Source organism: Xanthomonas hortorum (assembly GCF_011305375.1).
Lineage (GTDB): Bacteria > Pseudomonadota > Gammaproteobacteria > Xanthomonadales > Xanthomonadaceae > Xanthomonas > Xanthomonas hortorum_E.
In genome coordinates, this window is the sequence record NZ_VCME01000016.1 from 1 (window position 1) to 13543 (window position 13543).

Below are 13543 nucleotides of genomic sequence, written 5' to 3' on the forward strand. Positions count from 1 at the left end.
GGGCACGCGGCAAGGAGGGCAAGGTCGCCCTTGTGGCGGTGATGCGCAAGATGCTGGTCATCCTCAATGCGCGCGTACGCGATGAAAGAGCCGCCATGCAGCCCGCCTGAGCGCATTTGACGGCCATGCGCAAACGCAAAAAAGCGTGCCGGCCAGCGGCCGGCACCTACCGATGAACGCGCCTGAAGGAAACCGCTCAAAGGTCGCGGGTTGAGGTCCTGATCAACACAGTTGCTACACGGACGTACTTGCGGCGTGTCCCGCGAGCGGTGAGGGCACCGCGCCCTCGACTAACTCGGCTTTTGACCTAGAGCTAGGCTTTTGACCTAAATGTTGACTGCATCCAAACGTGCAACCGTACCCTCATCCGCCCTTCGGGCACCTTCTCCCGGAGGGAGAAGGGTTACTCCGTTGGGCGGCTGTTTGATCGGTATTACGCGGTGACGTTTTCCAGAATGCGCTTGCCTTCGGCGCGCAATTTCGCCTCTGTGACCACCTCCACCTTCGCATCGTTGTCTGCTTTCTGCGCAGCCAGACGCGCCGGGCACTGCGCCATCATGTAGTCGGCGTCGAAGTTCATCCGGGTGACCAGAAAGTCCACGAAGGCGCGCACTTTTGGCGAGACCAAACGGCCGCCAGCAAACACTGCGTTGAAGTCGACCTCCGGGCCTGTCCAACCAGCGAGCACGCGACGCACCAGGCCCGATTGCACGAACGGTTTGGCCATTACATCGCCAGTCAATAGCAGGCCTTCGCCGCAGAGTACTGCACCGTTAAGCGCGGCCGGATCGTTGGCCACCATCAGCGGATTGACCGGGAAGTCGCGCACGTCGCTGCCGTCGCTGAGCGACCAGAAAAAGCGGTTGTTGTGCACATTGCGGTTCTTGCGCAGTGCCAGCGTGCGATGGAATTGCAGCTCGTCCGGATGCAGCGGTTCGCCATAGCGTTCGATATAGGACGGGCTGGCGAAGACCTGCGTGCGCAGGCTGCCGAGTTTGCGTGCGACCAGATTCGAATCCGGCAGCGCACCGACACGCAGCGCCAGATCGGCTTCGCCGCCGATCAGGTCCAGCTTCTCATTGCCCAGGTGCATGTCCAGCTGGATCTCCGGATATTGCGCATGGAATTCGCCCAGCAACGGTGCGATCCAGGTGATGCCCAGCGAGTAGGGCACGGTAAAGCGCAACCAGCCGCGCGGGCCTGACTGCAATTGCCCGACCGCGCTTTCGGCTTCTTCCAGTTCGCGGGCGATGCGTTGGCAATGTTCGTGATACACCGAGCCGGCTTCGGTCAGGCCGATCCGGCGCGTGGTTCGATGCAGCAGGCGCGCGCCGAGCCGGGTTTCGAGTTCCTGCACCTTGCGACTGACGGTGGTCTTGGGCAGACCGAGCGCGTTGGCGGCGGCGATAAAACTACCTTGCTCGACCACCTTGACGAAGATCAGGGTGTCGTTGAGATCGTGGATCATGGGGGTGCCTTCCAGGGGGTCAGGAGGATTGGACCGCTTACGGGACGATTATTCCCCTAAATCAGGACTAATCAAGTCCTGCTTTGAGGCCTAACTTGTACGTCATCCCCTCCATGCAGGAGCACGGCCATGTGGTTGTGCGACGTTTTCGGTTTGTCCTCCACCTCACGCAATGCGATTGAAGGTGCCTTCGATCCAGTGATTTCGTCGGCGAAAAGCCCGCGTGCCGGTGTTTCGCGCACATTTGCAGCGTCGCCGAAGCGTCAGGCCGGCGGTGCGCCGGCCAAACGGGCTGGACTGCCCGCGCGCTGGATGCAGAGCGGAATTGTCCCGATGTCGGGAGTGAAAGTCCCATGACTGGGATGGTTCAATCCGAGACGGCTGTCATCGGTGGCGCGGGCAATGTGGGCGCCGGTATCGTCGCCGCGCTGCTCGACGCCGGCATGCGGGTGCTCGTGATTGGACGCGATGCTGCCAAGCTCGATGCGCTACGCGCGGAGCACGGCAACTCTCCTCTGTTGGACACCCTGCAAGGCTCGGTGGCCGACGACACCTCCGCGCAGGCGCTGGCGACCGAACTGGCGCAACGCCCACATCCGTTGGCGGCAGTGATCGCCAGCCTGGGCAGCCCGCTCAAGGCCGGCCGCTTGCTGGACCGCCCGGTCACTGCGTTGCGTCGCCGCCTGGAGCGCGACGTGCTGCCGCATCTGGCTGCTGCCCGCCATCTGTTGCCGCTGCTGAGCGAGGCCGATGGCGGCGGCCGCTATCTCTTGCTCGGCAGCCCGCTGCGCGCCTGGGCCGCGCATGGCGATATTTCCATTGCCGCTGCGGCCACCCGCATGCTCGCCCAGGTGCTGCACGAAGAAGCCAAGCCGCTGGGCGTGCGTGTCCACCTGCTGTCGATCGAGCAACCGGTGTGTACGCCCGGCCGTGCCAAGGATGCGTGTCCGGAGTGGATCCGCGCCGTGGATGTCGGTCGCGCCGCCGTGTCGTTGATCGTCGGGCCTGGCCAGCCCGGACAACCTGTCGTGACCGTCAGTCGTCGCCTGCATGCCGCTCCGTCGGCGGACCGGCTGGCAGGTCTGCATTTCCCCATCCCCACCCGAGAGATTTCCCCATGACTACGAACGCCACCCCGTTCCGTTTTCCCTTGCGTACCGTATTGACGGGCGCCGTACTGGCGGTCGTGTTGGCCGGTTGCGGCAGCCAGGCCGCCGAAACCGGCGCACCGCCGCCGCCCAGCGTCAGCGTCGCCCCGGTGCTGACCAAGGAAATCAGCCAGTGGGACGAGTTCAGCGGCCGCATCGAGCCGGTGGAAAGCGTCGAGCTGCGCCCGCGCGTGTCCGGCTATATCGACAAGGTCAACTATGTCGAAGGCGCCGAAGTGAAGAAGGGCGATGTGCTCTTCAGCATCGATGACCGCAGCTACCGCGCCGAATTCGCGCGTGCCAATGCGGCGCTGGTGCGTGCCCGCACGCAGGCCAATCTGGCCCGCAGCGAAGCGGCACGTGCGCGCAAGTTGTCCGAGCAGCAGGCCATTTCGACCGAAACATGGGAGCAGCGCCGCGCCGCTGGCGACCAGGCCGATGCCGAGGTGCTGGCCGCGCAGGCTGCGGTGGATACCGCCAAGCTCAACCTGGACTGGACCCGCGTCCGCGCACCGATCGACGGCCGCGCCGGGCGTGCGATGGTCACCGCCGGCAACCTGGTCACGGCCAGCGACAGTGCCAGTGTGCTGACCACGTTGGTGTCGCTGGACAAGATGTTCGTCTACTTCGATGCCGACGAAGGCACCTTCCTGCGCTACTCGCAGATGACCCGCGATGGCGAGCGTCCGGACGCGCGTGGCGGCGAGTTGCCGGTGCGCATCGGCCTGGTCGGCGAGCAGGGGTTCCCGCATGCCGGGCGCGTGGATTTCCTGGATAACCAGGTCACCCGCAGCACCGGCACCATCCGCGTGCGCGCGGTGCTGGACAACGCGCAGCGGCAGTTCACGCCGGGCCTGTATGCCCACGTGCAATTGCTGGGCAGCGGCCAGTTCAAGGCCATGCTGGTCGACGAAAAGGCGGTGCTGACCGACCAGGACCGCAAGTACGTGTATGTGGTCGAGAAGGACGGCAAGGCGCAGCGGCGCGATGTGGAGCTCGGCCGCAATGCCGATGGTCTGCGCATCGTGCGCAAGGGACTGGCCGTTGGCGACCGCGTGGTGGTCGACGGCGTGCAGAAGATCTTCATGCCTGGCATGCCGGTCGATGCCAAGACCGTGGCGATGGTCCCCGCGTCGGACAAGCGCACCGCGTCGAACTGATTCATCGCTGCATCGCACCCATGAGCACCGGTCTTTCTAAAAGGCCGGTTCGGGGCCGCTGTGCCGCGCCGCCACCCGGCGGCAACCTCTTTCAGGACCACCCCAATGGACTTTTCCCGTTTTTTCATCGACCGGCCGATCTTTGCCGCGGTGCTGTCGATCATCATCTTCGCTGCCGGCCTGATCGCCATGCCGCTGCTGCCCATCAGCGAGTACCCGGAAGTGGTGCCGCCGAGCGTGCAGGTGCGTGCGGTGTATCCGGGCGCCAATCCCAAGGTCATCGCCGAGACCGTCGCCACGCCGCTTGAGGAAGCCATCAACGGCGTGGAAGACATGATGTACATGAAGTCGGTCGCCGGCTCCGATGGCGTGCTGGTGGTCACCGTGACCTTCAAGCCGGGTACCGATCCGGACCAGGCGCAGGTGCAGGTGCAGAACCGCGTCAGCCAGGCGCAGGCGCGTCTGCCCGAGGACGTGCGCCGGCAGGGTGTCACCACCCAGAAGCAGTCGCCAACGCTGACCATGGTGGTGCATCTGACCTCGCCCAAGGGCAAGTACAACTCGTTGTACCTGAGCAACTACGCGTTGCTGAAGGTCAAGGACGAGCTGTCGCGCCTGCCTGGCGTAGGCCAGATTCAGATCTTCGGTGCGGGCGATTACGCCATGCGCATCTGGCTGGATCCGGACAAGGTCGCCGCACGCGGGCTCACTGCCAGCGACGTGGTTGCCGCGATCCGCGAGCAGAACGTGCAGGTCTCCGCGGGTCAGCTCGGTGCCGAGCCGATGCCCAACAAGAGCGATTTTCTGCTGTCGATCAACGCGCAGGGCCGCCTCACCACCGAAGAAGAGTTCGGCAACATCGTGATCCGCAGCGGCAACAGCGGCGAGATCGTGCGCCTGTCGGATGTGGCGCGTCTGGAACTGGGCGCCGGCAACTACACCTTGCGCTCGCAGCTGGACAACCAGAACGCGGTGGGCATGGGCGTGTTCCAGTCGCCCGGTGCCAACGCGATCGAGCTGTCCGATGCGGTACGCGCCAAGATGGCGGAGCTGGAAAAGCAGTTCCCGCAGGACATGGCGTGGTCGGCCGCGTATGACCCGACCGTGTTCGTGCGCGACTCGATCAGTGCGGTGGTCAGCACGCTGCTGGAGGCGGTGCTGCTGGTGGTGCTGGTGGTGATCCTGTTCCTGCAGACCTGGCGCGCCTCGATCATCCCGTTGCTGGCAGTGCCGGTGTCGGTGGTCGGTACGTTTGCCGCGCTGTATTTGCTGGGGTTCTCGATCAACACGCTGAGCCTGTTCGGGCTGGTGCTGGCGATCGGCATCGTGGTTGACGACGCGATCGTGGTGGTGGAAAACGTCGAGCGCAATATCGAAGAAGGCCTGAGCCCGTTGGCTGCTGCGCATCAGGCGATGCGCGAAGTGTCCGGGCCGATCATCGCCATCGCGCTGGTGCTGTGCGCGGTGTTCGTGCCGATGGCGTTCCTGTCGGGCGTGACCGGCCAGTTCTACAAGCAGTTCGCGGTGACCATCGCGATCTCCACGGTGATCTCGGCGATCAACTCGTTGACGCTGTCGCCGGCATTGGCGGCCATGTTGCTCAAGGCCCACGACGCACCCAAGGATGGCCCGACGCGATTGATCGATCGTTTGTTCGGCTGGTTGTTCCGTCCGTTCAATCGCTTCTTCAACACCAGCTCCAACAAGTATCAGGGCGCGGTGTCGCGTGCGCTGGGCAAGCGCGGTGCGGTGTTCATGGTGTATCTGCTGCTGCTGGTGGCCACCGGTTTCATGTTCAAGGTGGTGCCGGGTGGCTTCATTCCGACCCAGGACAAGCTGTATCTGATCGCCGGTACCAAACTGCCGGAAGGCGCCTCGCTGGAGCGCACCAATGAGGTGATCCGTCAGATCACCCAGATCGCGCTGCAGACCGAAGGCGTGGATCACGCGATCGCGTTCCCGGGTTTGAATCCGCTGCAGTTCACCAACACGCCCAACACCGGCACGGTGTTCCTCACCCTCAAGCCGTTTAGCCAGCGCAGCCGCACCGCCGAGCAGATCAATGCGGAGATCAACGCACGCATCAGCCAGATCCAGCAGGGCTTTGCGTTTGCGTTCATGCCGCCGCCGATTTTGGGTCTGGGGCAGGGCTCGGGCTACTCGCTGTATATCCAGGACCGTGCCGGTCTGGGCTATGGCCAGTTGCAGAGTGCGGTCAATGCGATGTCCGGTGCGATCTCGCAAACGCCGGGCATGCAGTTCCCGATCGGCACGTATCAGGCCAACGTGCCGCAGCTCGACGCCAAGGTTGATCGCGACAAGGCCAAGGCGCAGGGCGTGCCGCTGACCAATCTGTTCGACACGCTGCAGACCTATCTGGGTTCGTCGTACATCAACGACTTCAATCGCTTCGGTCGCACCTACCAGGTGATCGCCCAGGCCGATGGACAGTTCCGCGACAGTGTCGAAGACATCGCCAACCTGCGCACCCGCAACGATCGCGGGCAGATGGTGCCGATCGGCAGCATGGTCACGCTGGGCCAGACCTACGGCCCGGACCCGGTGATCCGCTACAACGGCTATCCGGCCGCCGATCTGATCGGTGAAGCTGATCCGCGTGTGCTCTCGTCCACACAGGCGATGCAGACGCTGGCCGGCATGGCGCCGAAGGTGTTGCCCAACGGCATGAACATCGAGTGGACCGATCTGAGCTATCAGCAATCCATCCAGGGCAACTCGGCGTTGATCGTGTTCCCGATGGCGGTGTTGCTGGCGTTCCTGGTGCTGGCCGCGTTGTACGAAAGCTGGACGCTGCCGTTGGCAGTGATCCTGATCGTGCCGATGACCTTGCTGTCCGCCTTGTTCGGCGTGTGGCTCACCGGTGGCGACAACAACGTGTTCGTGCAGGTGGGTTTGGTGGTGCTGATGGGCCTGGCGTGCAAGAACGCGATCCTGATCGTGGAGTTCGCCCGCGAACTCGAAATGCACGGCAAGGGCATCGTCGAAGCCGCGCTGGAAGCCTGCCGCCTGCGTCTGCGCCCGATCGTGATGACCTCCATCGCCTTCATCGCCGGCACCGTGCCGTTGGTGTTCGGCCATGGCGCTGGCGCCGAAGTGCGCTCGGTCACCGGCATCACCGTGTTCGCCGGCATGCTCGGTGTGACCTTGTTCGGCCTGTTCCTGACCCCGGTGTTCTACGTGGCCCTGCGCAAGTGGGTGACCCGTGGCGAACAACCCGCCGCGCCTGCTGCCGTCTCGCATGAACCCGTCAAGGCGTAAGCGCCGCGGTGCATTCTCTACATTCGAAGGATCTTGAAATGAGCAATAGCAAAATTGCACTGGTCACCGGTGCCACCCGCGGCATCGGCCTGGAAACCGTTCGGCAATTGGCCCAGGCCGGCGTGCACACGCTGCTGGCCGGCCGCAAGCGCGATGACGCGGTCGCTGCCGCACTCAAGCTGCAGGCCGAGGGCCTGCCGGTGGAAGCCATCCAGCTCGACGTCAACGACGACATCAGTATCGCCGCAGCAGTCGGCACGGTGGAACAGCGTCATGGCCACCTGGACATCCTGATCAACAACGCCGGCATCATGATCGACGACATGCAGCGCACGCCGTCGCAGCAGAGTCTGGAGGTGTGGAAGCGCACCTTCGACACCAATTTGTTCGCCGTGGTCGGCGTGACCAAGGCGTTCCTGCCGCTGCTGCGACGTTCGCTGGCCGGGCGCATCGTCAACGTATCGAGCCAGCTCGGCTCGCTGACCTTGCACAGCCAACCCGGCTCGCCGATCTACGACGCCAAGGTTCCTGCGTACAACGCCTCCAAGAGCGCGCTGAACAGCTGGACCGTGCATCTGGCCTATGAGCTGCGCGACACCGCCATCAAGGTCAACAGCGTGCATCCGGGCTATGTCAAAACCGATATGAACGCTGGTAACGGTGAGATCGAAGTGGAGCAGGGCGCGCACAGCAGCGTGCAGATGGCGCTGCTCGACGCGCACGGCGCCACCGGCAGCTTTACGTATTTGGGAGACGTGTTGCCATGGTGAGGACATTCTTGAGCGTGGCACTGGCCGCGCTGGTGCTCAGCGGTTGTGCGGTCGGACCGGATTACCGGCCCGACCCGCCCGCCGCGGTGACGCTGCAGGGCGCGCAGGACGCGGCCTACAGTGCCGAGTCGCCGGTCGGCAACTGGTGGTCGCAGTTCGACGACCCGGTGCTGGAGCAACTGGTGCGCGATGGCTTGTTTGCCAACCACGATCTGCGCATCGCCGTCTCGCGCGTCAAGCAGGCGCGTGCGGTGTTCGTCGAACGTCGTCTGGACCAGGCGCCGCACATCACTGCGCAGGGCAGCTTCGATCGGCGCGAACAACAGCAGGTGATTGCCGGCAATCAGCGTTTCCTCACCGAACAGACCACCCTGGGTCTGGATGCGGCCTGGGAGCTGGATCTGTTCGGTCGTCAGCGGCGTGCGTCGGAAGCGGCGCGTGCCGATCTGGAAGCCGAGCAAGCCGGTTTGCTCGACGTGCAGGTCACGGTCGCAGCCGAAGTGGCGCGCAACTATTTCGAGTTGCGTGGCACGCAGAAGCAGCTGGATGTCTCCAAGCGCACGCTGACCAACCTGCACGACACCCAGAAACTGACGCAGACGCGTTGGGACCTGGGCGCCGGCAGCGAGCTGGAAGTGCAGAGCAGCCTGGCGCGGCTGAAGGCGATCGAGGCGGATATTCCGTTGCTGGAAACCGCCGAGGCGCAATACCGCCACCGTCTGGCCGTGTTGCTCGGCCAGGCGCCGGACGCGCTGGATGCCACTCTGGTACCGCGCACCACGCCCGCGTTCGCACGTGCGTTGCCGCTGGGCGACACCGCCGGGCTGCTGCGTCAGCGACCGGACGTGCGCAGTGCCGAACGGCGCCTGGCGGCAGCCACCGCGCAGGTTGGCGTCGCGACTGCGGACCTGTTCCCGCGCATCAGCGTGAGCGGCTTTGTCGGCTTCCTGTCCGGCGATGCGGCCAGGCTGACCGAGGGCAGTGGCAAGGCCTGGTCGATCACCCCGTCGATCAGCTGGGCAGCGTTCGACTTCGGCACCGTGCGTGCGCGCCTGCGTGCCAGCAAGGCGCAGGCCGAAGGCGCGTTGGCGCAATACCAGCAGGCCGTGTTGCTGGCGTTGGAAGACACCGAGAACGCACTGATCGGCTACGGCCGTCAGCAGGCGCGTCTGGCGATCGTGGTGGAGCAGGCCAATGCCGCACGGCGTGCCGAACAGTTGGCGCAGATCCGCTACCGCGAGGGTTCGGAAGACTTCCTCACGCTGCTGGATGCACAACGCACCCAACTGGCCGCAGACGATGCGTTGGCACAGGCCGAAGCGGCAGTGAATGTTGGTGTGGTCGGTGTCTACAAAGCGCTGGGCGGCTGGAAGCAGGGTGAAGCACCTGCGGTACCGGTGGCTGTAGTCAATCGTTGAAGCAGGCATGCGGGGCGGCCAAGGTGTCGCCCCGCAACCGGTGGGTCAGTCGGCAACCCGCACGCTATCGCGGCCGCCGTTCTTGGCCAGATACAGCGCCGCATCGGCGCGTGAAAACCAGTCTTGCCAATGCGTCTCGCCATCGTGGCGGGCCGCACCCAGCGACACCGTGATACGTCCACCCGGGCCGCGCAGGCCATTGCGAATGACCTTGCGCAGGCGCTCGGTCGCCGCTTCCAGTTCCTGCAGCGAGCCGGCGCGCAACAACACCACGAATTCTTCGCCGCCGAAGCGGAACACCTGATGGGGATCGCGTACCTCATAGCGCAGGATGGTGGCCAGATCCGAGAGTGCGGCATCGCCTGCGGCATGCCCGTACAGATCGTTGACCTCCTTGAAATGATCCAGATCCAGAATGATCAGGCTGTTGAGCCGATCATGCGGTTGCCGCTGATCGATCTGATGGGTGAGCGCGCGTTCGAGCATGCGTCGGTTGGGCAAACCAGTGAGCGCATCCAGCGAGGCCAGCTCTTCCAGATGCACGCGGTCGTCCTGCATGCGCAGCGAAAACGCATACCCCACCGTCAGCGTCACCAAGGTCACCACGACCGTCGACACGCCTTGACCAGGGCTGACGATCAAACCGGGCAACAACAACAGTGCCGCCAACAGCGGCAGGCTGAGCAGCACCGCACGTTGCGGCCCGCATAGAAAATAATTGGTCGCCAGCACCGGAAACAGCCAGGGCAGCGCGCCATCGCCGCCGGTCCAGCACGCCACCAGGCACCCGCTCACATTGATCGATGCCAGCCACACCCCGCCCACACCGGTGCGGTCGGCACTGCGCATCTGCCAGCCGCGCCATACCGCAAGCACACCGAGCGTTGCGGTGATCAGGCAGGCGACGACCTGACCGGTCATGGCCAGGTAAACCGCATAGAGGCAGAGCAACAGCGCGGTGATTGGCCCAAGCATCTTGACGATGCCGAGGCGGAAATCCCGCCGCAGGTGGAGGATCACAGGGAAGGTTCTATAGGAGTCGGCATCATTATCGACTGCGCACTGTGGAAATTGAGCGTGCAGTGCCGCTGCATCGGGTAGGAAGATGAAGCATTGCAGGGCAGGACTTCGCACCTTGTTGACGGCCTTGCCGCAACCGTGTCCGCTTTGCCATTGGAGTCTGCCATGCCTACCCGCAAAGAACTCGAGACGCGCCTGGATGCGTTGCAGGATGCATTGCCGCAGCTGTCGGCCGATGAAGATGCGGATTTCGACTATCTCGATTTCCAGGCGCGCGCCGAAGCCCTGCTGAGCAGCGTCGAGCCCGAAGAGGCGGCCTATGTGCGGACCCGCGTCGATGCAATGCTTGCCGGCGCCGGCCTGATTCCAACCGACGAAGACGGGCAGGCATGCGTTTGAGTCTTGCTCTGCATGATTGGCAATACGAGGGTACGGCAGCCAGGTAGGCGCGACCCGACCGCGAGGCAGCATCTGCAGATCGCATTCCTGGCGACAGTGCGCCTTGTTGCAGCTGATCGACGATTACACTGCGGCAGTCGAAGCGCCCGCGCTCACCACCTGATTGCGCCCAGCCTGTTTGGCCCGGTAGAGCGCCTCGTCCGCACGCCGCAGCAACTGCGTTGCATTGCCCGCATGCTCGGGGAAGCTGGCCGCACCAAACGAGGCGGTGATCTTGGGTAGCGATACCCCGTCGGCCATGACTTGCAAGGCCTCGATGCCCACGCGCAACTTCTCGGCCATCTTGCTGGCGGTGGGGAGATCCACTTCCGGCAGGATGATGGTCAATTCTTCGCCGCCATAGCGGCAGCAGATGTCTTCGCCGCGCATCTGCGTCAGCAGGAATTCGCCAATCGCCGCCAGCACGCGATCGCCACCACTGTGCCCATGCAGATCGTTGAACTGTTTGAAATGGTCCACGTCCAGCATCAATACCGACAACGGCAGCGCCCGGCGCGTGCAGCGTGCCAGTTCGTGGTTGAGCGCCTCTTCCAGATAGCGGCGGTTGTACAGACCGGTCAGCGGATCGCGGATGGATTGCTGACGCAGCGTCTCGCGCAAACGCAGATTGTGCAGCGCCAGCGACAGTTGTTCTGCGGCCGCTTCGGCCACGGTTAACGAGGTCAGTTCGCGCGGATCCTCGCTGCGCAACGCCAGCATGCCCAATTGCGTGCCCTGCGCCGACAACGGGATGCAGACCGTGCTCGCATGCGCCGGAAGATTGGCGCCGGCATGTTGGCAGACCATGCCCTGGCTGGTGTCTTCCACCACATGCGTGCGATCGCGACGCAGCGCCCAACAGTCGTGCGGCGCAATGCTGGCACTGTCGTCGTCGGCCATCGCGCCCCAGGTGACCACCGGCTCGGCGCGATCGCGCGAGGCGCGCAGCAGGTAGACCGCGCCAGAGGCACCGGGGATCAACGGCGCAATCGTGCGCGCGGTGATTTCCAGTGCTTCTTCGGCATCGCGACAGTTCTGCAGCAGCCCCGAATAGCGCGACAGCGCCTCCAGCCCGGCAGAGGTGCGTTCGAGTGCGGCGAACGACTCCACCAGTCGCTCGCTGGTGCTGCTGGCCTCGTCTTCGGCACGCACGCGGCGTTCCAGTTCCCGCGACAGCAGGCGGTAGGCAAGCAACATCACCAACAGGCCGCTGATGATGCCGATCACGGTGCTACGCAGCACCCACTGCGCGCTGGTCTGGTTGGTCTCGGTACGCGTCACCAACTGGCGGCGTTCCAGCTCGGTCATGGTCTGCACCTGGCGACGCAGCGTGGAGGAGGTCTGAAACACCCCGCGCGCAATCGAAGCACGTGCGCCATCCAGGCCGTTTGCGCGGTAGCTGTGCAGCAAGTCGTTGATCTGCACCAGGCGCGTGTCCATCAACCGTCGCAGCACCACGACATTGCGCTCCTGCGCCGCGTTGTCCTGTACCAGCGCTTCCAGACGCACGATGCGTTCGGGCAGGCGCCCGATCGCATCGGCGTACACGCCCAGAAACGCCTCATTGTCGGTGAGCACATAGCCGCGCACCGAAGATTCCGCCGACAACATGCCGGCCTGGATTTCATCAATGCTGGCGATCACTTCCTGCGTATGCGTCACCCACCCGGCATCGGAGAGCGAGCGCTGCGTGGTGAGATACCCGCCCACGCCGATCAGCACGAAGATCACCCCGCCGAGCAGTAAAGCCCCAGCAGCATGGCGTTTTGCTTTTTTGGTCAACACCGTGTTCCCCAACACTGATCGTCTGGTAGAGGCTGATGCAAAGCGCGTGCCTACGCTTCACCTCGTTTGACCGTTCGTTCAGAATTCCGGTAGTGACAGTGAGGCGCGTGCCGAGAACGGTGCGTCGATATTGCGTGGCACGTTGGCGCCGCCCACACGTCTTGGTCACTCGTTGGATGCTGCTGCCCATCGATTGTGCTGGTGCTCGGTGCGCCGCGCTTATGTCACGGATTCTGTGTGGTGCAACTACAGCTCACGGATGCCTGCAGCCACGACGCTGGCACGAGGTTTGCTCTCACTGCATCAAGATGCTGGGGAGGGTCTCCAGAGGAGCGTGAGATGGAAGAGCCCAACAAGAGCGCCCTGGTCCTGCTGCAGCAAGAAGCCACCGAATTACTGCAGCTTTTCGACCGATTGCGCGGCGATGCCTTGCCCGTAGAGGCGAGCTCGCCACAGATCGCGGTCGCGCCGACCATGGCCTCCGAACAGACAGGTCACGTCACTATCTGACGCAATGCGCAGCGAAGGGCGCGGCGCTTCATCGGATGGGCCGTCGATCCGACGACTTTGTAGCGCCCATGAAAAAGGCCGGGAACCCTCTGCATCGAGAGCCCCGGCCTTAGTCGGTCGTCTTAGGACCGTTGTTTGGTGGAGGTGGGCGGAATCGAACCGCCGTCCGGAAGCACTCCATCCCCAGCACTACATGCTTAGCCCTCCGTTAGATCTCATTTCCAGGCAGCACGGTTGGCAAAGCGCACCTGGAAACCAGCCTGCTTTATCTAACCGGTAGCTGACAGGCAGCCACTACCGACGGTTCCGTGATAATGACCCTACATCTACGAGCACGGGCACAAGTAGGTTCGGGGGTTCGCCTTAGGCGGCTGTAGAACTAAAACTAAAGCCAGTTAAGCGGCGATAGCGTAGTCCGAACCGTAGTTGTCATCGTTGGCAACTAAAAGTTTGCTGCTGGATTAACGAGGAAAGCTGCCCCCTCGGCATGCGCCAAGCGACTTCGCGACCCCCGTCGAAACCAGTGCACCCCCGGGGAAAGCATCAA

The 13543-nt window shown here is 63.9% G+C and carries 11 protein-coding genes, 1 other RNA gene and 1 pseudogene; 9 read left to right on the forward strand and 4 right to left on the reverse strand.

Annotated features, from left to right (window positions below; genetic code table 11):
* Positions 1-110: pseudogene (locus FFY45_RS14500) on the forward strand (IS110 family transposase); the annotation flags it as partial.
* A gap of 323 nt (positions 111-433) precedes the next feature.
* Here FFY45_RS14500 and FFY45_RS14505 read toward each other — a convergent pair.
* Positions 434-1468, reverse strand: coding sequence for an XC_2801 family transcriptional regulator (locus FFY45_RS14505; RefSeq protein WP_023903516.1), 1035 nt, complete (start codon positions 1466-1468; stop codon positions 434-436).
* Positions 1469-1597: 129 nt separating this feature from the next.
* Here FFY45_RS14505 and FFY45_RS14510 point away from each other — a divergent pair, with 129 nt between their 5' ends.
* The 6 genes from FFY45_RS14510 (at position 1598) to FFY45_RS14535 (ending at position 9243) form a co-directional block, all read left to right on the forward strand.
* The gene (locus FFY45_RS14510) at positions 1598-1825 is read left to right on the forward strand and encodes a hypothetical protein (RefSeq protein ID WP_085462307.1); all 228 of its coding nucleotides are present in this window, start codon (positions 1598-1600) and stop codon (positions 1823-1825) included.
* The gene (locus FFY45_RS14515) at positions 1822-2589 is read left to right on the forward strand and encodes an SDR family NAD(P)-dependent oxidoreductase (protein WP_006451895.1); all 768 of its coding nucleotides are present in this window, start codon (positions 1822-1824) and stop codon (positions 2587-2589) included. The genes FFY45_RS14510 and FFY45_RS14515 overlap by 4 nt, the downstream gene beginning before the upstream one ends.
* The gene (locus tag FFY45_RS14520; RefSeq protein WP_176340969.1) at positions 2586-3776 is read left to right on the forward strand and encodes an efflux RND transporter periplasmic adaptor subunit; all 1191 of its coding nucleotides are present in this window, start codon (positions 2586-2588) and stop codon (positions 3774-3776) included. Before FFY45_RS14515 ends, FFY45_RS14520 begins: the two co-directional genes overlap by 4 nt.
* A gap of 105 nt (positions 3777-3881) precedes the next feature.
* Positions 3882-7055, forward strand: a complete 3174-nt coding sequence (locus tag FFY45_RS14525) for an efflux RND transporter permease subunit (protein ID WP_074057850.1) — start codon at positions 3882-3884, stop codon at positions 7053-7055.
* Between the two features lie 38 nt (positions 7056-7093).
* Positions 7094-7825: an SDR family oxidoreductase gene (locus FFY45_RS14530; protein ID WP_006451892.1), complete on the forward strand. Its 732-nt coding sequence runs from the start codon at positions 7094-7096 to the stop codon at positions 7823-7825.
* Positions 7819-9243, forward strand: a complete 1425-nt coding sequence (locus FFY45_RS14535) for an efflux transporter outer membrane subunit (protein WP_023903521.1) — start codon at positions 7819-7821, stop codon at positions 9241-9243. Before FFY45_RS14530 ends, FFY45_RS14535 begins: the two co-directional genes overlap by 7 nt.
* A gap of 45 nt (positions 9244-9288) precedes the next feature.
* On the opposite strand, the gene FFY45_RS14540 is transcribed toward FFY45_RS14535, so the two are convergent.
* Positions 9289-10263: a GGDEF domain-containing protein gene (locus FFY45_RS14540; RefSeq protein ID WP_023903522.1), complete on the reverse strand. Its 975-nt coding sequence runs from the start codon at positions 10261-10263 to the stop codon at positions 9289-9291.
* Positions 10264-10356: 93 nt separating this feature from the next.
* On the opposite strand from FFY45_RS14540, the gene FFY45_RS14545 reads away from it, so the two are divergent.
* A complete protein-coding gene (locus tag FFY45_RS14545; RefSeq protein WP_176340970.1) occupies positions 10357-10662 on the forward strand; it encodes a hypothetical protein in 306 nt (101 codons plus the stop codon).
* A gap of 123 nt (positions 10663-10785) precedes the next feature.
* Here the strand turns inward: FFY45_RS14545 and FFY45_RS14550 are convergent, their stop codons facing one another.
* Positions 10786-12486 carry a diguanylate cyclase gene (locus tag FFY45_RS14550; protein ID WP_176340971.1) on the reverse strand — a complete coding sequence of 567 codons (1701 nt, stop codon included), beginning with the start codon at positions 12484-12486 and terminating at the stop codon, positions 10786-10788.
* 339 nt (positions 12487-12825) lie between these two features.
* On the opposite strand from FFY45_RS14550, the gene FFY45_RS14555 reads away from it, so the two are divergent.
* The gene (locus FFY45_RS14555; RefSeq protein WP_176340972.1) at positions 12826-12996 is read left to right on the forward strand and encodes a hypothetical protein; all 171 of its coding nucleotides are present in this window, start codon (positions 12826-12828) and stop codon (positions 12994-12996) included.
* A gap of 136 nt (positions 12997-13132) precedes the next feature.
* On the opposite strand, the gene ssrA is transcribed toward FFY45_RS14555, so the two are convergent.
* Positions 13133-13529: a transfer-messenger RNA gene (ssrA, locus tag FFY45_RS14560) on the reverse strand.
* Positions 13530-13543: the final 14 nt, after the last annotated feature.